This window comes from Variovorax sp. OK605 (genome assembly GCF_900115445.1).
In the GTDB taxonomy this organism is placed as follows: Bacteria; Pseudomonadota; Gammaproteobacteria; order Burkholderiales; family Burkholderiaceae_C; genus Variovorax.
This window is the reverse complement of the sequence record NZ_FOWL01000009.1, coordinates 266,854-285,008: the sequence shown is the minus strand read 5'-3', so window position 1 is coordinate 285,008 and position 18,155 is coordinate 266,854. Positions and strand designations below refer to the sequence as shown.

At 68.7% G+C, this 18,155-nt stretch carries 21 protein-coding genes; 12 read left to right on the top strand and 9 right to left on the bottom strand.

Annotation, left to right across the window (positions count from 1 at the left end):
* Positions 1 to 82 precede the first annotated feature (82 nt).
* The 4 genes from BM013_RS24275 to BM013_RS24260 all read left to right on the top strand — a co-directional run bounded on the left by BM013_RS24275 (position 83) and on the right by BM013_RS24260 (position 2,715).
* Entirely contained in the window at positions 83 to 1,267 is a 1,185-nt protein-coding gene (locus BM013_RS24275) for an MFS transporter (RefSeq protein WP_256221649.1), read from the top strand.
* Between the two features lie 87 nt (positions 1,268 to 1,354).
* The gene (locus BM013_RS24270; RefSeq protein WP_093130207.1) at positions 1,355 to 1,819 is read left to right on the top strand and encodes a GNAT family N-acetyltransferase; all 465 of its coding nucleotides are present in this window, start codon (positions 1,355 to 1,357) and stop codon (positions 1,817 to 1,819) included.
* Positions 1,820 to 1,822: 3 nt separating this feature from the next.
* On the top strand, positions 1,823 to 2,170 hold the full coding sequence (locus BM013_RS24265) for a toxin-antitoxin system YwqK family antitoxin (RefSeq protein WP_371280746.1): 348 nt from the start codon (positions 1,823 to 1,825) through the stop codon (positions 2,168 to 2,170).
* Positions 2,171 to 2,424: 254 nt separating this feature from the next.
* Positions 2,425 to 2,715, top strand: coding sequence for a DUF1330 domain-containing protein (locus BM013_RS24260; protein ID WP_093130205.1), 291 nt, complete (start codon positions 2,425 to 2,427; stop codon positions 2,713 to 2,715).
* A 176-nt stretch (positions 2,716 to 2,891) separates the two neighbouring features.
* On the opposite strand, the gene BM013_RS24255 is transcribed toward BM013_RS24260, so the two are convergent.
* Positions 2,892 to 3,230 carry a hypothetical protein gene (locus tag BM013_RS24255; RefSeq protein WP_143098327.1) on the bottom strand — a complete coding sequence of 113 codons (339 nt, stop codon included), beginning with the start codon at positions 3,228 to 3,230 and terminating at the stop codon, positions 2,892 to 2,894.
* A 340-nt stretch (positions 3,231 to 3,570) separates the two neighbouring features.
* Here BM013_RS24255 and BM013_RS40615 point away from each other — a divergent pair, with 340 nt between their 5' ends.
* Entirely contained in the window at positions 3,571 to 3,876 is a 306-nt protein-coding gene (locus BM013_RS40615; protein WP_143072477.1) for a hypothetical protein, read from the top strand.
* A gap of 97 nt (positions 3,877 to 3,973) precedes the next feature.
* Positions 3,974 to 4,378: a hypothetical protein gene (locus BM013_RS24250; RefSeq protein WP_143098326.1), complete on the top strand. Its 405-nt coding sequence runs from the start codon at positions 3,974 to 3,976 to the stop codon at positions 4,376 to 4,378.
* Between the two features lie 220 nt (positions 4,379 to 4,598).
* Here BM013_RS24250 and BM013_RS24245 read toward each other — a convergent pair whose 3' ends face one another.
* From BM013_RS24245 to BM013_RS24210, 8 genes are all read right to left on the bottom strand, one after another.
* Positions 4,599 to 6,146 carry a GGDEF domain-containing protein gene (locus BM013_RS24245; protein WP_256221648.1) on the bottom strand — a complete coding sequence of 516 codons (1,548 nt, stop codon included), beginning with the start codon at positions 6,144 to 6,146 and terminating at the stop codon, positions 4,599 to 4,601.
* A 128-nt stretch (positions 6,147 to 6,274) separates the two neighbouring features.
* Positions 6,275 to 7,549: a lysophospholipid transporter LplT gene (lplT, locus tag BM013_RS24240; protein WP_256221647.1), complete on the bottom strand. Its 1,275-nt coding sequence runs from the start codon at positions 7,547 to 7,549 to the stop codon at positions 6,275 to 6,277.
* Positions 7,546 to 8,361, bottom strand: coding sequence for a GNAT family N-acetyltransferase (locus tag BM013_RS24235; RefSeq protein ID WP_256221645.1), 816 nt, complete (start codon positions 8,359 to 8,361; stop codon positions 7,546 to 7,548). The genes lplT and BM013_RS24235 overlap by 4 nt, the downstream gene beginning before the upstream one ends.
* Positions 8,362 to 8,372: 11 nt before the next feature.
* Complete coding sequence (locus BM013_RS24230) at positions 8,373 to 9,476, bottom strand: hypothetical protein (protein ID WP_093130201.1); 1,104 nt, start codon at positions 9,474 to 9,476, stop codon at positions 8,373 to 8,375.
* On the bottom strand, positions 9,476 to 10,441 hold the full coding sequence (locus BM013_RS24225; RefSeq protein ID WP_093130200.1) for a methyltransferase: 966 nt from the start codon (positions 10,439 to 10,441) through the stop codon (positions 9,476 to 9,478). The genes BM013_RS24230 and BM013_RS24225 overlap by 1 nt, the downstream gene beginning before the upstream one ends.
* Positions 10,435 to 11,337, bottom strand: a complete 903-nt coding sequence (locus BM013_RS24220; RefSeq protein WP_093130199.1) for an iron-containing redox enzyme family protein — start codon at positions 11,335 to 11,337, stop codon at positions 10,435 to 10,437. The genes BM013_RS24225 and BM013_RS24220 overlap by 7 nt, the downstream gene beginning before the upstream one ends.
* Positions 11,338 to 11,443: 106 nt before the next feature.
* Positions 11,444 to 12,274, bottom strand: a complete 831-nt coding sequence (locus BM013_RS24215) for an urease accessory protein UreD (protein ID WP_093130198.1) — start codon at positions 12,272 to 12,274, stop codon at positions 11,444 to 11,446.
* Positions 12,275 to 12,341: 67 nt separating this feature from the next.
* Positions 12,342 to 13,331 carry a LysR family transcriptional regulator gene (locus BM013_RS24210; RefSeq protein ID WP_093130197.1) on the bottom strand — a complete coding sequence of 330 codons (990 nt, stop codon included), beginning with the start codon at positions 13,329 to 13,331 and terminating at the stop codon, positions 12,342 to 12,344.
* 73 nt (positions 13,332 to 13,404) lie between these two features.
* Here BM013_RS24210 and BM013_RS24205 point away from each other — a divergent pair, with 73 nt between their 5' ends.
* The 6 genes from BM013_RS24205 to BM013_RS24180 are packed head-to-tail and all read left to right on the top strand — an operon-like array spanning position 13,405 to position 18,101.
* Positions 13,405 to 14,013: a hypothetical protein gene (locus BM013_RS24205; RefSeq protein WP_093130196.1), complete on the top strand. Its 609-nt coding sequence runs from the start codon at positions 13,405 to 13,407 to the stop codon at positions 14,011 to 14,013.
* Between the two features lie 12 nt (positions 14,014 to 14,025).
* Entirely contained in the window at positions 14,026 to 14,478 is a 453-nt protein-coding gene (locus BM013_RS24200) for a VOC family protein (RefSeq protein ID WP_093130195.1), read from the top strand.
* A complete protein-coding gene (locus BM013_RS24195) occupies positions 14,475 to 15,266 on the top strand; it encodes an alpha/beta fold hydrolase (protein WP_093130194.1) in 792 nt (263 codons plus the stop codon). The genes BM013_RS24200 and BM013_RS24195 overlap by 4 nt, the downstream gene beginning before the upstream one ends.
* Positions 15,263 to 16,048: an ABC transporter ATP-binding protein gene (locus BM013_RS24190; protein WP_093130193.1), complete on the top strand. Its 786-nt coding sequence runs from the start codon at positions 15,263 to 15,265 to the stop codon at positions 16,046 to 16,048. Before BM013_RS24195 ends, BM013_RS24190 begins: the two co-directional genes overlap by 4 nt.
* Positions 16,049 to 16,060: 12 nt before the next feature.
* On the top strand, positions 16,061 to 16,960 hold the full coding sequence (locus tag BM013_RS24185) for an ABC transporter permease (RefSeq protein WP_093130192.1): 900 nt from the start codon (positions 16,061 to 16,063) through the stop codon (positions 16,958 to 16,960).
* Between the two features lie 43 nt (positions 16,961 to 17,003).
* On the top strand, positions 17,004 to 18,101 hold the full coding sequence (locus tag BM013_RS24180) for an ABC transporter substrate-binding protein (protein WP_093130191.1): 1,098 nt from the start codon (positions 17,004 to 17,006) through the stop codon (positions 18,099 to 18,101).
* The last annotated feature ends 54 nt before the right edge of the window (positions 18,102 to 18,155 follow it).

Here is an 18,155-nt window from a genome sequence, read left to right as displayed (position 1 = left end):
GGGCCGCGCCCTGGTCGAAGGACCGGGGTCGCGGGTGGACAGGTCGAGCGGCATGGCGCCGAGCGACGTACAAGGCGACTTCATGAACGCTTCCAGCACGGCCCCGCGCCTGGCAACCCTGATCTTTCTGTCGGCCGTGGCGGTCTTGCCGGTCAACATGTTCGCGCCGTCGCTGCCCCACATCGCGCGGGCTTTTGGCGCCGACTTCGCGTTGGTGAACCTCTCGGTCGCCGGCTTCGCGGTGGTCGCGGCGCTGACCCAGCTCGTTGCCGGGCCGCTGTCGGACCGGTACGGGCGCCGTCCCGTGGTGCTGGCGGCCGTGTCGATCTTCGTCGTGGCGTCCATCGGCTGCGCGCTCGCGCCCTCGATCGGCATCTTTCTCTTCTTCCGCTTCATGCAGGCCGTGATCGCGGCGGGCTACTCGGTCTCGCTGGCGGTCATCAAGGAGACCTCGGGCGAGCGCGAAGCCGCGAGCAAGATCGGCTACGTCGCCTCCGCCTGGGCGCTCGCCCCCATGGTCGGCCCGGCGTTCGGCGGCATGCTCGACCAGCTCTTCGGCTGGCGCGCGAACTTCGTGGCCTTCGCGGTCTTCGGCGTGGCCGTGCTGGCCCTGGCCGCCGCCGACCTGAAGGGACCGGTCAAGACGGCCGCCCGCCCGCTGGCAAGCTACCTGCGCGGCTATGGCGACCTGCTGCGCTCGGCGCGCTTCGGCGGCTACGTGGTCTGCATGGCGTTTTCGACGGGAACGCTCTATGTCTTCCTGGGCGGCGCGGCATCGGCGGCCGGCCCGCTGCTCGAAGGTTCGAGCGTGAAGCTCGGCTTGCTCATGGGCGTGGTGCCCGCGGGCTTCATCGTCGGAAGCCGCCTGGCCAGCCGGTACGCCGCCCGCCATCCGCTGAGCACGACCGTGCTCGCCGGCCGGCTGTTGACGTGCGCCGGGCTGCTGGCGGGCCTGCTGCTGTCGGTGTTCGAGGTCGGGCACGTGCTGGCGTTCTTCGGGCCGTGCGTGTTCATCGGCGTGGGCAACGGCCTGACCTTGCCCGGCGCGAACGCGGGTGCGATGTCGGTCCGGCCCGACCTGGCCGGCACCGCCGCGGGCCTGGCGGCATCGCTCACGATCGGCGGTGCCGCCTTGATCGCCTCGGTCGCCGGGCTTTTCCTGGCGGAAGCGAGCAGCACGCACGCGCTGCTCTGCGTGATGCTTGCATCGGCCTCGCTGGGATTGGGCGCGGCGCTCGTGGTCGTCTCGCTGGACCGACGGGTGTGAGCAACGACGGCCTGCGGCTACATTCGGCCAGGCGCCCCTTGCGGGGGCGTTCGAGAGCGTTTGCAGGCCGAACCCCAAGGAGGATGCGTGGAAGTCCGTCAAATCGACCCATCGGAACTGGACAGCCTTCTGGCCCTGTACCGGCATCTCCACGAGTCCGACGACCCTTTGCCGGACCCCGGGATCGTCGAGGCCGTGTGGCGCGAGTTGGTGCAGAACCCGCGCTGCAGGTACTTCGGCGTCTACGTGGCCGGGAGGCTGGTCTCGAGCTGCACCGTCACCGTGATTCCCAACCTCACCCGCGGCTGCAGAGCGTATGGCGTGATCGAGAACGTCGTGACACATGCCGACCACCGCAAGCGGGGATACGGGCAGGCCGCGCTGGCCGAGGCGCTGTCCTTTGCGTGGTCCCAAGGCTGCTACAAGGTCATGCTGCTGACCGGCAGGAAAGACGATGCGACCTTCCAGTTCTATGAATCGGCCGGCTTCGACCGCAACGGCAAGCAGGCCTTTGTTGCGAAGCCTCCCGTCGCGAGGACTGAAGGTGGCTGAGCCGTGGGCTGGCCCGCACCGGTCCAGGCAAGCATGAACAGCCGTGCCGACCTCGACATCGCAGGGATCCTCTGCGAGGCTGGCGCGATCAGGTTCCGCTACGCGCGAGTGATGTCGGCCGACAAGACCCGATGGATTCGCCATGGTCTCTTCGTTGCGTACGACGAGAACGGCACGCCGGTCTCCGAAGGGCATTGCGTCGACGGCAAGGAGCACGGGCCTTGGCGCGATTTCCATCCGGACGGCACGCTTGCGGCCGAGGGCCGTTATCACGAAGGTAGCGGGGTCGGCCTGTGGCGGTTCTGGAATCCGGACGGTACCGAAGGGCCGGGCACCAACTGCGACGCATGACGGCCGCGACCGGATGGGGTCTTCGAGCACGGCCTCGTTCACGAAGGTGCTGAAGTCTTGAAAGGCCTCAAGTACGCATTGCGGTCGGATGTCATGTTCGGGCCGCGCTGAGCTTCAAAAGGCATTTGCAGCCACAAGCAGCCGTTCGCTCGGTCCGGCAGAATCTGGCCACAAGCGCCCACTCGATGGCACCTCTGTCTGTTCTCGGGCCAACGCTATCTCTTTGTTCGTTCCCCAACCTGAAAGAAATCACCATGGCAAAAGCCTACTGGGTCAGTGCGTACCGTGCGGTCAAAGACGCAGACAAACTTGCGGCCTACGCAAAACTGGCCGGGCCGGCCATCACCGCAGGAGGCGGACGCTTTCTGGCGCGGGGGCTTCCGGTCGCGGTGTATGAATTCGGACTGGCCCAGCGCACCGTGCTGATCGAATTCGACAGCGTCGAGCATGCGAAGTCCGTTCACGACAGCCCCGACTACCAGGCCGCGTTGGTCGCACTTGGCGACGGTGCCGAACGGGATCTGCGGATCGTCGAAGGGGTGTGAGCAGCGTCGAGGTCTTTGCTTCATGCCGACGATCTTGCTGCCTGTGCAGTTCTCGGTGTGTTGCATCGACGGGTTGAATCCGCCGCTACAAGCGGTCTCTCGCGGAAGCGGCAATTCGGAGAGGAGCGGACCGTCGCCGCTACCGCTACAGAATCCGACCACAAGTCGGGGACGGATCAGGTTCGTTCCAGGGATGAGTACAAAACCGATGCAATGCAAAAGCTCAGCGTCAGCAGGAGCGCCTCATAGGTCGCAAGTCCCAGCCAGAATTTGAAGGGCTCGTGCCGTTTGAAGACTCTATGCCTGCCACCGATGACGCCCGTCTTTATCGCAAAAAAGGGGTCCCACACAGGCAACAAGAGCCAGCACAGCAAAGCGACCACGCAGAACGCTTGCGATGCCGTGCCGGGACCAATGCCTGCTGCGGCGAGTGGCAGGAAAAGGCCGCCCATCAACATGCCGATAGAAATTCTGTCGGAGGGCGCGACATCAGGCTGCGAGTCTGGAGTAGGCATCATCGACTCGTAATTTCTCCATGCAATGCGGGGTCGCGGACGTCGATGATTTCGCAATGATTTGAGCGTGGGGCAAGCTTGAAGGTATGTCTTCGAGCGGCGAAAAGCGTACTTGACTGCGACTATTCTCGGGGAGTCGAATGATCGCGACCGGGCGCATGTGCGCTCGACATCAGCGAGCCGGACCGGGCCACAAGCAGTCCCTCGCGGCCGAGGCTGAATGCGGTCGGGAAACGCTCTACCTCAGCCGCTGACGGCATCAGCGCGCGGCCGATGGAAAAATCCGGCCACAACCGTCGCTCGACACGGGCGGCAACACACCGCAAGACAGAAACCAGAGTTGAACACCGTCAGTACCGGCGCTCAAAAAATGCAACGCGGCCAAAAATCCTATGTCTGCATTCACGTTTTCGACAACGTGAAGCCGGTCCTCCTTGTAGCGAGGGAGGGTGGGAGCTGGTGCTTTGTTTGCGGCGGGGAGCATGCCGACAATGCGTCTGAATACAGAGTCGTCGGGATGGGACACCTGCTCGACAGCGACCCTGCCCTTGACGCATTGCTTGATTTAGCTCCCGAGTGGGAAGCAGAGCGGGCCAACGTTCACTCACCCTGGATTCGCAGCAAGTGCGCGCCGCTTGATGACTAGTTTTCTAGCGGGACGACTCTCGGCCAGAGCCGGTCGTTGCGAATGGACTTCGTTAGAGCGGTGCGTCGGGTCAAAATAATTTCACAAAAGGCTATCTATGCTTGCTCGCCGCGCACACTTCTGGCTGTGTTGCATGCCCGGTCAGATGGAGGATTACGAAGAGCGGCTATCCGGCACGCCGATGAGAATTCAACGAGCCAAGGAGCCTTTGAGCAAGTTCGGGCCATACAGCTATATCTTCATCGATAGCCCGAAATGTGACGAGCCAATCGATTTTGTTTTGAAGTCCCTTCTCGACATTCTGGAGCCGTACGCCGAGATGATGCTTGGACTAGACAAATTTCTCTCGGGCATCAATGTAGAAATAAAAAGTACCGATCCGAGATACTCGGAACAGATTGACTCAGAAACGTTCGTCAGATTCGCGGCACTAAAGCTAGATGTGGCATTTGCTTTTGAGCATGTACCCGAAGACGTTGGAATTTCGTCAAATCTTAGGTAGCGCTCCCCTGAGTAAAGACACGCTGTAAGCGGCCGTTTTGACGCCCCGAATCCACGAGGATGAAAGACCGCAGTGCGCCCGTGCCCGATCTCCGATCGAGTGACCGCTTTCGGATGAGGCCGATGTCTGGAATGGCGCGCACAGCAGCCTTCCCCATAGCAACCCCCAAGCCCAAGCCACTCCCAACCTGATCGCAGCCCAGCCGTTCCCCCCACAGTCCTCAGGCCTGCTGCACCACCCCAGCCACCGCACCCGCCACCACAGAGCGCCCCCGCCCTCTCTGCTTCGCCTGGTACATCGCCTTGTCCGCCGCGGACAGCAGGTCCTGCGGCGTTTCGTCGCCGCAGCCCACGGCGATGCCGATCGACACCCCCATCACCGTCTCGGACCCCCTCAGCCGCAGCGGCAGCGCAATCGCGTCGATGCAGCGTTGCGCCAGGATCAACGCGGCCCGCTCGGCGGAGTCTTCGAAATCGGCGGCCAGCAGCACGAACTCGTCGCCGCCGATGCGCGCCACGGTGTCGGTCTGGCGCACCAGGCCGAGCAGGCGGCGTGCGACTTCTTCCAGGGCCTCGTCGCCCGCCTCGTGGCCGAGCGTGTCGTTGAGCGCCTTGAACCCGTCGAGGTCGAGGTACAGCACCGCCACCTGGTGGCCGTGCCGCTTGGCGCGCACCAGCGCCTGCTGGAGCCGGTCGTCCAGCAGCTTGCGGTTGGGCAGGCCGGTCAGGCTGTCGTGGTGGGCCAGCCGGGCCAGCGCGGCCTGGTTGTCGACCAGCTTGGCCAGCAGGCGGTTGAAGGCCTGCGTGAGGTGGCCGATCTCGTCGTCGCGCACCACGCGCAGCGGCGCCAGCCCGAGCTCGCCGCGGGTCATGCGGTCGGCCTGGTTGGCGGCGCGCAGCAAGGGCCGCAGCAGCCAGGCCATGATGAAGCCGATCAGGACGAGCACCGCAGCCACCGCGGGCGCGCGCTGCTGCAGGATGAAGGTCTGCATGCGCGCCACCGGCGCCAGCGCTTCCGACACGGGCAGCCGCGCCACCACGAACCACCCGCTGGTCGGCACGGAGGCGATGGCCGAGATCTCGTCGATGCCCTTGGCGTTGCGCGTGGTGCCGCTGCCGCGGTAGCCCGCCATGGCGCGGTCGTGCAGCAGGTTCACGCCGTCGGGCGGGGTCGGCGTGAGCGACATCGACACGTCCGTCGAGGCAACGAAGAGCCGGTCGCGCGGCGACACCACCAGAATGCCGCCGGCCTGGCCCACGCGCCCGGTCTGCAGGTGGTCGAGGAAGCCGTCGGCCGTGAGGTCCGCGGTGCCGACCAGCACGGCGGCCACCTTGCCCGCGGCGTCGCGCACCGGGGTGGTCATGGGCAGCACCGAATGCCGGGAGACCGCGGCGGCCCGCGGAACGCCCAGCGCGGGCTTTCCCTGCAGCGCGCTGGCGAATTCCGGACTCTGCGCTGCGAGTTGCCCCTCGCCGTCGAGCCGCCGGCCGGCGGCGTCGGCGACCGCCAGGCCGAGCGGGAACATGGCGTTCAGCGTGCCGCGCTCCGCCAGCCAGGCGTGCAGCTGCTGGGGGCGGGCCAGCAGTTCGGGCGGCAGGGTGGCGGCCAGGCGCTGCAGGAACGACAGCCTTTCGCCGAGGTAGTTGTCGACGTCGCGGGCCACGTAGTCGGCCAGGGCCTTCTGCTGGGTCGCCACCGACTGGGTCAGGTCCTGCCGCAGGAAGCGGCTGAGCTGGATGTAGCTGACGGCGGTTCCAAAAACCGCCATCAGCAGGCCCATTGCGAGCAGGCGAACAACCAGACTGTTGGCAGATTTTCTGAAGTTCACTCTGGCGGCAAGTCGTGAAGCGGTGGTGCGGGACTGTATCCCAACCGCCCGATGTGCAAACCGCGGTACTACCCGTTTTGTGCGGCCAGGCCCTCGCGCGAGGGCCGCTGCCGGCGCGACCAGACGAAGATGGCGCCCATGGCCAGCACCAGGAAAGCGCCGAAACCCGCAAGCGTGGGCAGCAGCGGCGCGTCCAGGTAGAGCAGGGCGCCGTACACCGCCAGCATCGCCAGCGAGGCCAGGCTCTCGTTGGCGTTCTGCACCGCGATCGACTGGCCCGGGTGCATGCGCTGCAGCCCACGGCTTTGCAGCAGGGCGTTCATCGGCACCAGCAGCAGGCCAGCCAGCGCGCCGATCAGCACCAGCATCGCGGCGGCCACGGCGGGCCGGGTGACCAGCGTCATGGCCATCACCGCGGCGCCCAGCGCCACGCCCAGCGGCAAGGCGCGCCTGGCGCGTTCCAGCGGAAACCAGCGCGACGCCCCGATGGCGCCGGCCACCATGCCGATGGCCACGGCAATCTGCAGCAGCGCGCCCTGCGACAGCGGCAGCCCCAGCCGCTCGGCCGCCCAGCGAAGCACCAGGAACTGCAGCGTGGCCGACGCGGCCCAGAACAGGCTGGTGACGGCCAGCGAGATGCGCGCGTCGGCATCGGCCCACAGCAGCCCCAGCGAGCGCCAGAAGCCGCGCAGCAGCGCCACCGGATGCGCCAGCGCCGCGCGGTCGCGCGCCGGGCTGTGCGGAATGGCCCGGGTGCAGGCGGCGGCCAGCAGGTACACCGCGCCGATGGCGTGCAGGCCCAGGGCGCTGTCGACCAGCGTGCTGCCCAGCGCCACGCCGAACAGGATCGACAGCACCGTGCTCGCCTCCACCCAGCCGTTGGCCCTGACCAGCTGGTCCTGCGGCAGCAGCTCGGGCAGGATGCCGTACTTGGCCGGCGAGTACGCGGCCGCGCCCAGCCCGACCAGCGCATAGGCCACCAGCGGCTGCACGTGCCACAGCAGCAGCGCGCAGCCGCCCAGCTTCACGAGGTTGGTGGCCATCAGCACGCGGCCCTTGGGCGCGGCGTCGGCCACGGCGCCCGCGAAGGCGGCCAGCAGCACGTACGACAGGTAGAAGAACAGGCGCAGCGCGGGCGTCATCCAGCCGGGCGCGTGGCGCTGCGCGAGCAGGCCGATGGCGACGATCAGCAGGGCGTTGTCGGCCAGCGAGCTGAAGAACTGGGCGCAGACGACCGCGCGCAGCGCGCGCCTTGAACGCTGTGCCGGCGCTGCCGGCTGTGCCCGTGGTGCGGGCGGAGCAGGCGGTGCAGGCGGTGCAGGAGGCCGCGCCAGAGGCTTCACGCCGCCGCGCCGAAGAAGTGCTGGCGGTAGCGCGGGGCAACGTCGTCCAGCCGCAGCATCAGCGGCAGGTCGGCCGTGTTGAAGGCGACGTCGAGCGCCGGCGGGCCGAGCAGGCGCGCGCCGCAGCGCAGGTAGCCCTTGATGAGCGGCGGCGGCGCCGGGGGAGCGGCGTCGCTGTCGGCATCGGCGTCGGGGTCGGTGTCCAGCGGCAACGCGATGCGGGGCTCGACGCGCCAGCGCTGCTCGACCAGGTGGGTGCGGCACAGCCGGTGCCACAGCCGCGCGGCGCTCAGACCCTGGTCGTCCAGGCCGATGCTGGCGCAGCCGATCATGGTGTCCAGCCGGTGCTCGACCATGTACTGGCCCAGCGCGGTCCACAGCGCCATGATGACGCTGCCCGAGCGCCATTGCGCGTCCACGCACGAGCGGCCCAGCTCCAGCGCACTGCCGCGCAGCGGCGCGAGCGGTGCCAGGTCGAACTCGGTGTCGGTGTAGAAGCCGCCCGCGCGCCGCGCCGCCTCGGGCGTGAGCACGCGGTAGGTGCCGATGAGCGGGCCGGGGCCGTTCACCGGGTCCACCGCGCGCACCAGCAGGTGGTCGCAGAAGGCGTCGAAGCGGTCGGCGTCGAGGCCGGGCGGCGTGCCTTCGGGCGGCGACAGGCTGGCACCCATCTCCTGCGCGAAGACGCGGTAGCGCAGGCGCTGGGCGTCGCGCAGGTCTTCCTCGCAGTCGGCCCAGCGCGTTTCCAGCACGGGCGCGGGCGTGAAGGCGAAGGCGGTGGTCGTTGTGCCCATGGGCATGCGCTCTTTCATGCGGTGGCTCTTCAGTTGGAAGGGGGATAGCGGTCGACCAGGCGGTTCTGCCGCCGGTTGAGCCGCGCGAGCGCCAGCAGGCCGATGGGCCGCACGCCGGCCTTGCGCTGCGCCGCGCCAATGGCGAACAGCAGCCGCTGCTTGGCGAAGACCATGCGAAAGCCCTGCACCACGCCGGTGTCGGGGTCCCAGGCCTCGATGGCCTCGGAGCCCGCGCCGTTGATCTCCATGATGGTGAAGCCTCGCCCCGCGCCCAGTTCGCGCAGGCTGTCGTAGCGCACGTCGAAGCGGCCGAAATGAAACTCGGGCATGTCGCGCGCCACGGCATCGATGGCGCGCACCAGCTCCGGCGTGATGAGCGCCACGCCGTCGCGGTACAGCCCGCCCACGCGCGTGGAGCCGATGGTGGCCAGCCGCACCTGCTGGCCGGCCGCGGGCACGCTGTCGGGCGGCACGCTGCACTGGTGGCGCGGCGAGCGCCCGATGCGCCGGGCGCGCACGTCGCCCGCCACGAGCTCGGCCACGGTGCTGCGCCCGTCGCCCGTCACGCGCGGAAAGTAACGCAGCGCCAGGCCGATGATGCGGCCCTCGCCCGTGGCCGGGTCGCGCGCATAGAAGATGCCGGCCTCGCCCTCCTGCGGCAGGTAGCGCTGCAGCACCACGGTCTCGCCGGTGGGGAACGCCGCCAGGTACGCCTGCAGTTCGCCCATGCCGTGCAGCAGGCGCACGCCGTAGCCGCACAGGCCCAGGTCGGGCTTCGCGACCACCGGGAACGCGAGGCCGTTGCCGGCCATGGCTTGCTGCAGCGAAGCCGGCGTGGCCGCGCCGTCGTTGAACACCGCGCAATGCGCGGCCGTGACCGAGCGCGCCAGCGGCCCCATGCCGCGGAAGTACTCGAGCTTGCCTTCGCCCACGAGCCCGCCCGAGGTCAGGTGCGGGTTGGCCGCCGACGGCACCGTGGGCCCGCCGTAGCGCAGCGACAGCCACAGCCACTGCACCACCAGCGGCACGCAGATGAGCCACTTGGGCATGCGCTCGAGCACGCTGCATGCGCGCACCTCGGCCAGCCGGCCGGTGTCCACGCCAAGGTCGGCCGCGCCGAGCCGGGCGGCCATCAGGCGGCCTCCGGTGCCCGCGTGGCGACGAGGCCCACGGCGGCGATGCGGTCAATGTGCGCGTACACGGGCCGCTCCAGCTCCTCGCCGAACACGTCGGGGTCGATCTCGGTGTACGACCACTCGGTGCCCGAGGCGGCCAGCAGCGGACGCATCTCGGCCAGGAACGGGTCTTCGCCGTCGACCATGGCCACGCCCGTGTACAGCAGCAGCTGCCCGCCCGGCGCCAGCCGTTTCAGCGAATCGGCCGCGATGCGCGCGCTCAGCGCCCGCCCGAGCCGCGTGCCGCCGTGGCGGTAGGCGCGCTGCGCGGCGTCGTCGAGGTACGGCGGGTTCGACACGATGAGGTCGAACGCACCGTCGACCGCCGACAGCGCATCGCCCTGCGCCAGCGTCACGGGCACGCCGGCCACTTCGGCGTTGGTGGCGGTGTACTGCAGCGCGAGCGGGTTGATGTCGTTCATGACCACCGTGGCCGCGATGCCCATGGCCGCCAGCGCGCGCGCCACGGCGATGCCGCCCGCGCCGCTGCCGCAGCCCACGTCGAGCACGCGCAGCGGCGGCTGCTGTGGCTTGCGTGCGTGCTGCGTGTGGCGTGGCGCCAGCGCATGCCCGATGAAGCGCGCGAAGCGGCTGGTGTCGGGGCCGAAGAACACGGCGTTCTCCTCCACCGTCGGGTACGCCGAGTGAAGGAACAGGTCGTCCCCCAGGCTGGCGATGCGCACGGTGCTGCGCAGCAGCGAGCCGGTGCGCGCGACGACGCCGACATGCTCCATCGCGGCCAGCAGTTCCGGCGGCACGGTGCGCGCCTCGAACGGCAGGTTCCAGCCGAAGATGTCCCGCAGCGTGGCGCCCGGCTCGCGCCCGCGGCGGGCCAGCACGCGCTGGTGCGTGAGCGGCGTGACGGTCGTGAAACGGTAGCCCGTGGCCGCCACCTGGCGCAGCAGGCCGGCCGCGTTCAGCATGCGGCGACCTCCTCGGCGTGCAGGGCTTCATCGAGGTGCGCGCCGTAGCGCGCGAAGCAGCGCTCGCCGCACACCAGCCGCATGAGCGCGCCCTCGGCAATAAACTGGCCGCAGGCCGGGTCGGCCGCCACCAGCGGGTGGATCACTTCGCGCAGCCATGCGCGCGCGTGCGACACGTCGAGCGCCGCGTGCAGGTCGAAATAGGCGCGCGCCCGCCCGCTCAGGCCCAGGCGCCGCATGCCCGCCGCCACCTGCTTCACGCGCCCCGGCGCGGTGAGCTCGATGACGCCGAGCGCGCCGACGGCGTGGTAGCCGTAGCGCCGCGTGGTGGCCAGGCCCACCATGGTGTTGGCGAGCGCCAGCGACTCCCACACGGTGGTGTCGATCGACGGGCGCAGCCCCAGCTCGCCCACCATGTGCTCGAGCATCTGGCCGTGCATGGCGCTTTGCTTGCCGTGGCCCATCTCGTCCCAGAAGTTGCGCGCGCACTCGAGCTTGGGCCGGGGCGGCAGCTTGACCTGGGTGTAGGCCAGCAGGTCTTCGAAGCCCGCCTCGCCCGCGGCCTCCTGTGTGAGGAACCAGCGCATCTGCGGCAGCGTGGCCTCCTGCGCCAGCCGGTCGAACAGCGCGTGGTTCTGGCCCGGGCCGGTGTGCGCGAGCTGCTCGAACCAGCTCACGAAGTGGTCTGCATTGCCGGCCGAGCCCGCGGCCGTCACCTGCACCGTGGCGCGCAGGTCTTCGAGGAAGCGGCCTTCCAGCAGCCGGTATTCGTGTTCGCGCGCGAGTTCGTCCTGCCATCGGGGGGAAGGAATGCCGAGCTTCAGCCGCTCGGCATTGAACCGGGCCAGCCGCCGATGAAGTGAGGTGTTCGTCTCCGGGGTCTTCTGAGCAGGCATGGCCGGTCCTTGTCACCGCTGGGCAAAAGGGCAGCGTGCGCCTTTGCGCAGCGGCTGTCCGTCAGACAGCGGCTACAAATTCGCTCCCCGCTCCGGGGGAGGGCGCTCAGGTCGCCCAGATGCGCGGGGTGGCCGCGGGCAGCTGCCAGAGCTCGCTGCGCCATGCCTGCCACACCTGCCGCAGCAGCTGCATCGCGGGCTCGACCACGGGCGCGAGCACGCGCAGCACCACCAACTCGGCATGCGGGCTGGTGGCACCGGCGCTGTCGAACAGGGGGCTCGCCTCGAGCAGCGTGCGCGCATGCGCGAGCAGCGCGTCGCGCCGCGCGCGGGCCACCGGCGAGCCCGCCACGAAGAACAGCGAGGCCATGCAGCGGTGGCCGCCCAGGCCGATGGGGCTTTGCAGCAGCCGGTGGTCGGCCGCGTCGATGCGCCCGCGCTCCAGCCACAGGCCGGGTACCTCGATGTGCTGCAGGTAGGTACCCCGTTCGAAGGGCTGGTTGGCGTTGGGCAGGCCGAGCGCGGTCACGTCCCAGCCGATCAGCTCGGCGCCGGGCGCGACCTCGATCTCGAGGCGGTTCTCCGCCTGGCAGCCGCTGTAGCAGATGGCCTCCAGCGGCAGCCACTCGAGCCGCGCGCCGGCCGCGAGCCGGATGCGCGTGCGCTGCAGCGCGAGCTCGCCTTCGGAACGGTAGAAGCGCGAGGCACCGGGCGTGGTGATGAGGCCGTGGCTGCCGTCGGCGGCCTCGATGTCGATGTCCAGCGTGTCGCCGCCCACCAGGCCGCCGGGCGGGTGCACCAGCACGTTGTGGCAGACGGTGTCGCCCTCGGGGTAGAGGCTTTGCAGGATGCGCAGCGGGCCGTCGTGGCGGAAGCGGGCGACGGTGCGGTCGGCTTCGTTTTGGTAGGAGAGATGGAGACGGGCGTGCCAGGGCATGCGGCGAGTCTCGCATGGGGCGTATGAGGGACGCACCCGGCGCGTCCGGGGGGCATACGGGGCTTGCTTACGAGGCGGTGCGCACCGACGATCTCTGCTTCTTCATCTCGGCCGCCGCCTTCACCACCACGTCTTTCAGTTCCCGCACCATGAGGCTGCCCTGCATGGCGCTGGTGGTGAGGAAGCTCACCGGTGGAAGGTTCCACCCCAGCCGGTACGGCAGGGCTCGCCAGTGGCCCTTGGCCTCCATGTCGTCCACGACGTCGCGCGAAAGAATGGAGATGGCATTGGGCTCGTCGCGCAGGGCGGTCTCCAGGGTCCTGATGGAGGTGGACTCCAGCATGGGCACGGGCGGCTGCACGCCCGCGCCGACGAAGACGGCGTTGTAGGTGCGCCGCATCGGCGTGTTCAGCGGCGGAAGTATCCAGTCGAGCCTGGCCAGGCCGGCCCAGTCCAGCGGGCCGCGCGACAGTCTCCTGGCGCTCTTGGCGGACACCACGAGGCAGGGCTCCTGCTCGTAGAACGCCTCCTGCACGAGGCCGGTGGCGTCTCCGTCGTAGGAGCGGCCGATGGCGCAGTCCAGCTCCCCCGCGAGCAGCAGCCCCACCAGCTCGTCGGTGGTGCCTTCGCGCACCATCGCCGCGACGCGCGGCGTGCGGTGCAGCAGGTGGTCGAGCAGGGCAGAGATGAACTTCTGCGGCACCTGCTGCGTGAGCCCGATGCGCACCCGGCCGCCGCGGCCTGCTTCGTACGACGACAGCACCTGGGCGGTCGCTTCCAGTTCCGCCAGGCCGCGCTTCGCATAGGCCAGCACCGCCTCGCCGCTGGGCGTGGGAACCAGGCCGCGACTGGTCCGCTGGAAGATCGCGCTGCCGAAGATCTCCTCGACCTCCTTGAGCGCCTTGGTCACCGCGGGTTGGCTCACGCGCATCTCGGCGGCGACCCTGCCCAGCGTTCGATGCCGGTCGATGCGTTGCAGCAACGCAAGTTGCCGCAGCTTCAAGCGGGACAAAAGCGCCTGGTGCAGCACCTCGGCGGGATCGCGGAAGGAAGACAAGCCATAACTCCAGGGTTATCGGTGCATCAGTTTATAGGTGCTTTTATTGAATTGACCGGCCTAGACTTTCTTCATGACATCGCCGTGCAACATCAATGACCTCGATCTGGACCTCCTCGCGGCCTGCGCCACGCCGGGGGAGGGAATGGCCGCGATCGATGCGCTGCGGCGCAGGATCGCACCGCAGTCGATCTTCAGCATCCAGCAGAACGTGACGACCGCGCGCGATGCGGCGGGCGAGGTGCTCCTGCGCCGTTTCCATTCTTCTGAGGCCGAGAGCTTTCCGGTCAACGGCGCCAAGCGCAAGACACGGACGCCATGGACCGAATGCCTCTTTGTCGAGGGGCGCGCCTTCATCGGCGAAGGAGAGCAGGTGCTCGCGCAGCACTTCGACGACTTCGAGCAGATGCGTGCGATGGGCTTGCGCAGCGTGATCAATGTGCCGCTCATGCAGGGCACGCTGTGCTACGCGACCTTCAATGTCTTCGGCACCCGCGACCGCTGGCTGCCGGGCGAGGTCCTCGGCATTCGGCTGCTGGCGCTCGCAGCCGCGCGCTGGGTGCCGGCCATGCCCGGGCTTTCCTACCGGTTCACGGGTTTGCCGGCCATTCCCGCGGTCCCCGCGATCCTCGCCATTTCCGGTATTTCCGGCATTTCCACCATGGATGCGCGAGTGCGCTGAAGGAGTACTTCCATGCCCGTGACCGCCTTGCATCACTTCACCATCCGCTGCGCGCCGCAAGAGCTGCCGCCGCTGCTGGACTTCTACACCCGCGTGCTGCGCCTGGAGGCCGGGCGGCGGCCCGAGATTCCCGCGCCGGGCGCCTGGCTCTATGCCGAAGGTCAGCCGATCGTGCACCTGTTCGCGCACCTGTCGACGCCGGACGCGCCCGTGCAGCCGGTCACCGGGCATGTCGACCACATCTCGTTCCGTTCGCACGGGCTGCGGGAGATGCGCGCGCACCTGCGCGAACTGGGCGTGCCGTTCAGCGAGGCGCCGATTCCCGGCTGGAACATCCAGCAGCTGTTCCTGCATGACCCGCGCGGACTGAAGATCGAGATGACTTTCTGGCTGGACCAGGAAGAAGGTGCGAAAGAAGACGTGGAACAAGGCGCGAAAAAGGGCCTGGAAGGCAGCGCGCCATGACCGAATTCCTGCAGGCTGGCGAGGTGCGCATCGCCTTCGACCGGGCCGGCGAAGGCCCGCCGCTGGTGCTCATGCACGGCGCGGAAGCCACGCGGCAGATGTTCGCGGCGCTGGTGCCGCACCTGGCGAGTCACTTCACCGTCATCACCTACGACCAGCGGGACTGCGGCGAAACCGAAGCACCGGAACAGGCCAGCACGCTGTCGGACCTCGCGAACGATGCGCAGCGGCTGATCGGCGGGCTGGGCTTCAGGCGCGCGCATGTGTTCGGGTCGTCCTTCGGTGGCCGGGTGGCGCAGGCGCTGGCCCTGATGCATCCGCGTGCCGTCGATCACCTGGTGCTGGGCAGCACCTGGCCGCTGCCGAGGCCGCTGGAAGAACTCTGCCCCGACGCACGTCGCCTGGCCGAGGTTCGGCGCGGCCTTCCCGGTACCGCCGAAGAGCTGGCGACATGGTTCTTTCCCGAGGCTTTCCTGGCGCAGCGGCCCGAGCTGCGGCGCTTCTTCGCCAACGCGCGGCCCGCGTCGCCACGGTCCGCGCGCCGCGCCGCCACCGTGCAGACCGCGCTCGACAGCGGCGTGGCCGACATCGTGGCGCCCACGCTGCTGCTGGCCGGCGAACTCGATCGCGTGGTGCCGGCGAGTGTGACCCTTGCCATGGCGGCCCGCATCCGCAATGCCGACGCCGTGCTGCTGCCCGCGGTGGGCCACGTGACGGCGATGCAGGTGCCCGAGGCTCTCGCCCGGCACATGGTTCATTTCTTGAAGCCCACAGGAGCCGACGCATGAACGCACCCCTGCGCCCCGACTACATCCGCATCGAGGGCCTGTCCAAGAACTTCGGAGGCGGCACCGACGGTGTGCTCGCGCTCAAGGACATCGACTGCACCATCGCGCAGGGTAGCTTCGTCACTATCGTCGGGCCGAGCGGGTGCGGCAAGAGCACGCTGCTGCGCATCCTGGCCGGGCTGCTCGACTACAGCATGGGCACGGTGATGCTCGACGGCCAGCCCATCCGCGGCACGCGCCGCGACGTGGGGGTGGTGTTCCAGAGTTCCATCCTGCTGCCGTGGCGCACCATCCTGGAGAACGTGATGCTGCCGGCGGAGGTGCTGGGCCTGGACAGGAAGAAGGCCCGCGACCGCGCCATGCAGCTGCTGCAGATGGTCCGGCTCGAAGGCTTCGAACACAAGCTGCCGCGCCAGCTCAGCGGCGGCATGCAGCAGCGCGCCTCCATCGCGCGGGCACTGCTGCACGACCCGAAGATCCTGCTCATGGACGAGCCCTTCGGCGCGCTCGATGCCATGACGCGCGAGCGGATGAACCTCGAGCTCCAACGCATCTGGATGGAAAGCGGCAAGACCGTGGTGCTGATCACGCACTCCATTCCCGAGGCCGTGTTCCTGGGCGACAAGGTGTTCGTGATGTCGCCGCGCCCCGGCACGCTGGAGCGGGTGCTGCCCATCGACCTGCCGCGCCCCCGCACCATGGACGCGATGTCGCACCCCCGCTTCGCGTCGGCCTCCGCCTCGATCCGCGAGCGCTTTTCGCACGCTGCCTCGTTTGACTGAAAGGGCGCTCCCATGACCACCGCCATGCTGAACTCTTCCCAAGCCGCGCCGTCCACCGGTGTTGCTGCGGCGCCCCTAGCGTCAGTCGTGGGATCGCCGCCGCGCCGACGCTTCAACCCGCTGGCGTCCACCCGCGTGCAATCCATCCTGCTGCTGGCCGCGCTGCTGGGCTCGTGGGAGGCGGCCGTTCGGCTGTTCAAGGTGCCGCAGCACCTGGTGCCGCCGGTCAGCGACATCGCGGTCGCGCTGTGGCGCGGCCTGGCCACCGGGCCGATGGCGAAGGACGGCTTCTGGTACCACGGCGGCGTCACGCTCGCGGAGATCCTGCTGGGCTTTTTCGTCGGTGGCGGCATCGGGCTCGCGATAGGCATCGTGATCTCGCAGATGCCGCGGCTGGAGGCGCTGCTGGAGCCCTACGTGGCGGCGCTGCAGAGCGTGCCCAAGGTGGCGGTGGCGCCCATCATCGTGGTGTGGCTCGGCTTCGGCATCAGCTCCAAGGTCGTCATCATCTGCCTGCTGACGTTCTTCCCGGTGCTGGTGACCAGCATCGCGGGCTTCAAGGCGGTGGACACCGACCGCATCGACCTGCTGCGCTCGCTGTCCGCCTCGCCCTGGCAGATCTTTCGCAAGGCCAAGTTCCCCACCGCGCTGCCGTACATCTTCGCGGGCCTCAACATGGCCGCCGCCTTCAGCGTGGTGGGCGCCGTGGTCGGCGAGTTCGTGGGCGCGCAGGCCGGCCTGGGGGTGCTGATCCTGCAGATGGAAGCGCAGGCCGACACCGGCGGCAGCTTTGCGGTGTGCATCGTGCTCTCGGTCATCGGCATCCTGCTGACATCGGCGTTGCGCCGCGTGCAGCGGCGGGTCTTGCACTGGATGCCGGCCGACACCTCCCAGCGCCCGGTGAACACCTGAACCGGCGACACCCCGAGCCATCTTTTCCTGAAGGAGCACAGCGATGTTGACGAGACGTGATCTTGGCCTGGGCCTCGGTGCCTGGGCCCTTGCGACCGGACTGCCGGCACTGGCGCAGAGCGTGCGCGTGATGAAGCTGGCGAACACGGCGGCGGTGAACGACCCGCAGCAGTGCTTTGTCACGGCGGGCCAGCATCCGCGGCTCAACTTCTACAAGCCCGCCGGCGTGGACCCGGAGTACGTCAACATGTCGAGCATGACGCAGGCGCTGCAAAGCCTGCGCGCCGGGCATGTGGATTTCGGGCCCGCCGTGCCGGGCATCCTGCTCCCCGCAATGGCGAAGGACCCGTCGCTGGACCTTGTGAGCGTCTACAAGTGGCTGCCGGGCAATGCCAACACGGTGGTGGTCAAGCCGGGCAGCCCGATCAAGTCGGTGGCGGACCTCGTGGGCAAGCGCATTGGCGTGCGCAGCCAGGGCGACGCGGGCATCGTCGTCACCAAGACCATGCTGGGCGAACTGGGGCTGAAGGACGACACGTGCGAATACATCGCGATCGGCGACGGCGCGCCCGCCGGGGCGGCGATCGACAACGACCGGGTGGACGCCATGGTGGCCTTCGACACGGCCACGGCGCGCATCGAACTGGTGGGCACCCCACTGCGGTATGTGCCGCTCACGCCCAGGTTCGCGCGCTTGGGTTCGGGCTGGTTGTGCGTGCCGCGCAAGCTGCTGAAAGATGAGCGCAAGTCGCTGGTGGCCCTGTTCCAGGGCATGGCGAAGTCGACCATTTTCTCGAACGCCAACCTCGATGCGGCCATCGACCTGCACTGGGCGGTCTACCCCGAGAGCAAGCCCAAGGGCCGCAGCGAAGACGAAGCCCGCAAGGAGCTGGCGTTCATCCTCAAGGACCGCAAGAACAGCTGGATGCGCCGCACCGACGACCCGGACCAGCGCATGGGCGCTTCTTCGCTGGCCGAATGGAACTCGAACATCGAGATGGCCGCGGAAAGCAGCAAGAACCCCAAGCTGGGCAAGGAGCTGGGCGACCCGAACCGCCTGTTCACGAACGACCTGGTCGACGAGATCAACAACTTCGACAAGCAGGCGGTGATCCGGATGGCCAGGGACTTCAAGCTGTAGACAGCGGCAACACGCCCATGCCGCCGAACGGGTACCCACGCTCAACACTCAGGA

Excerpts from the sequence above, each read along its gene's own strand:
- BM013_RS24275 (WP_256221649.1), top strand. The coding sequence starts at position 83 with ATGAACGCTTCCAGCACGGCCCCGCGCCTGGCAACCCTGATCTTTCTG.
- BM013_RS24260 (WP_093130205.1), top strand. The coding sequence starts at position 2,425 with ATGGCAAAAGCCTACTGGGTCAGTGCGTACCGTGCGGTCAAAGACGCA.
- BM013_RS24255 (WP_143098327.1), bottom strand. The coding sequence starts at position 3,230 with ATGCCTACTCCAGACTCGCAGCCTGATGTCGCGCCCTCCGACAGAATT.
- BM013_RS24250 (WP_143098326.1), top strand. The coding sequence starts at position 3,974 with ATGCTTGCTCGCCGCGCACACTTCTGGCTGTGTTGCATGCCCGGTCAG.
- BM013_RS24245 (WP_256221648.1), bottom strand. The coding sequence starts at position 6,146 with ATGGCGGTTTTTGGAACCGCCGTCAGCTACATCCAGCTCAGCCGCTTC.
- BM013_RS24235 (WP_256221645.1), bottom strand. The coding sequence starts at position 8,361 with ATGAAAGAGCGCATGCCCATGGGCACAACGACCACCGCCTTCGCCTTC.
- BM013_RS24230 (WP_093130201.1), bottom strand. The coding sequence starts at position 9,476 with ATGGCCGCCCGGCTCGGCGCGGCCGACCTTGGCGTGGACACCGGCCGG.
- BM013_RS24225 (WP_093130200.1), bottom strand. The coding sequence starts at position 10,441 with ATGCTGAACGCGGCCGGCCTGCTGCGCCAGGTGGCGGCCACGGGCTAC.
- BM013_RS24220 (WP_093130199.1), bottom strand. The coding sequence starts at position 11,337 with ATGCCTGCTCAGAAGACCCCGGAGACGAACACCTCACTTCATCGGCGG.
- BM013_RS24215 (WP_093130198.1), bottom strand. The coding sequence starts at position 12,274 with ATGCCCTGGCACGCCCGTCTCCATCTCTCCTACCAAAACGAAGCCGAC.
- BM013_RS24205 (WP_093130196.1), top strand. The coding sequence starts at position 13,405 with ATGACATCGCCGTGCAACATCAATGACCTCGATCTGGACCTCCTCGCG.
- BM013_RS24200 (WP_093130195.1), top strand. The coding sequence starts at position 14,026 with ATGCCCGTGACCGCCTTGCATCACTTCACCATCCGCTGCGCGCCGCAA.
- BM013_RS24195 (WP_093130194.1), top strand. The coding sequence starts at position 14,475 with ATGACCGAATTCCTGCAGGCTGGCGAGGTGCGCATCGCCTTCGACCGG.
- BM013_RS24190 (WP_093130193.1), top strand. The coding sequence starts at position 15,263 with ATGAACGCACCCCTGCGCCCCGACTACATCCGCATCGAGGGCCTGTCC.
- BM013_RS24185 (WP_093130192.1), top strand. The coding sequence starts at position 16,061 with ATGACCACCGCCATGCTGAACTCTTCCCAAGCCGCGCCGTCCACCGGT.
- BM013_RS24180 (WP_093130191.1), top strand. The coding sequence starts at position 17,004 with ATGTTGACGAGACGTGATCTTGGCCTGGGCCTCGGTGCCTGGGCCCTT.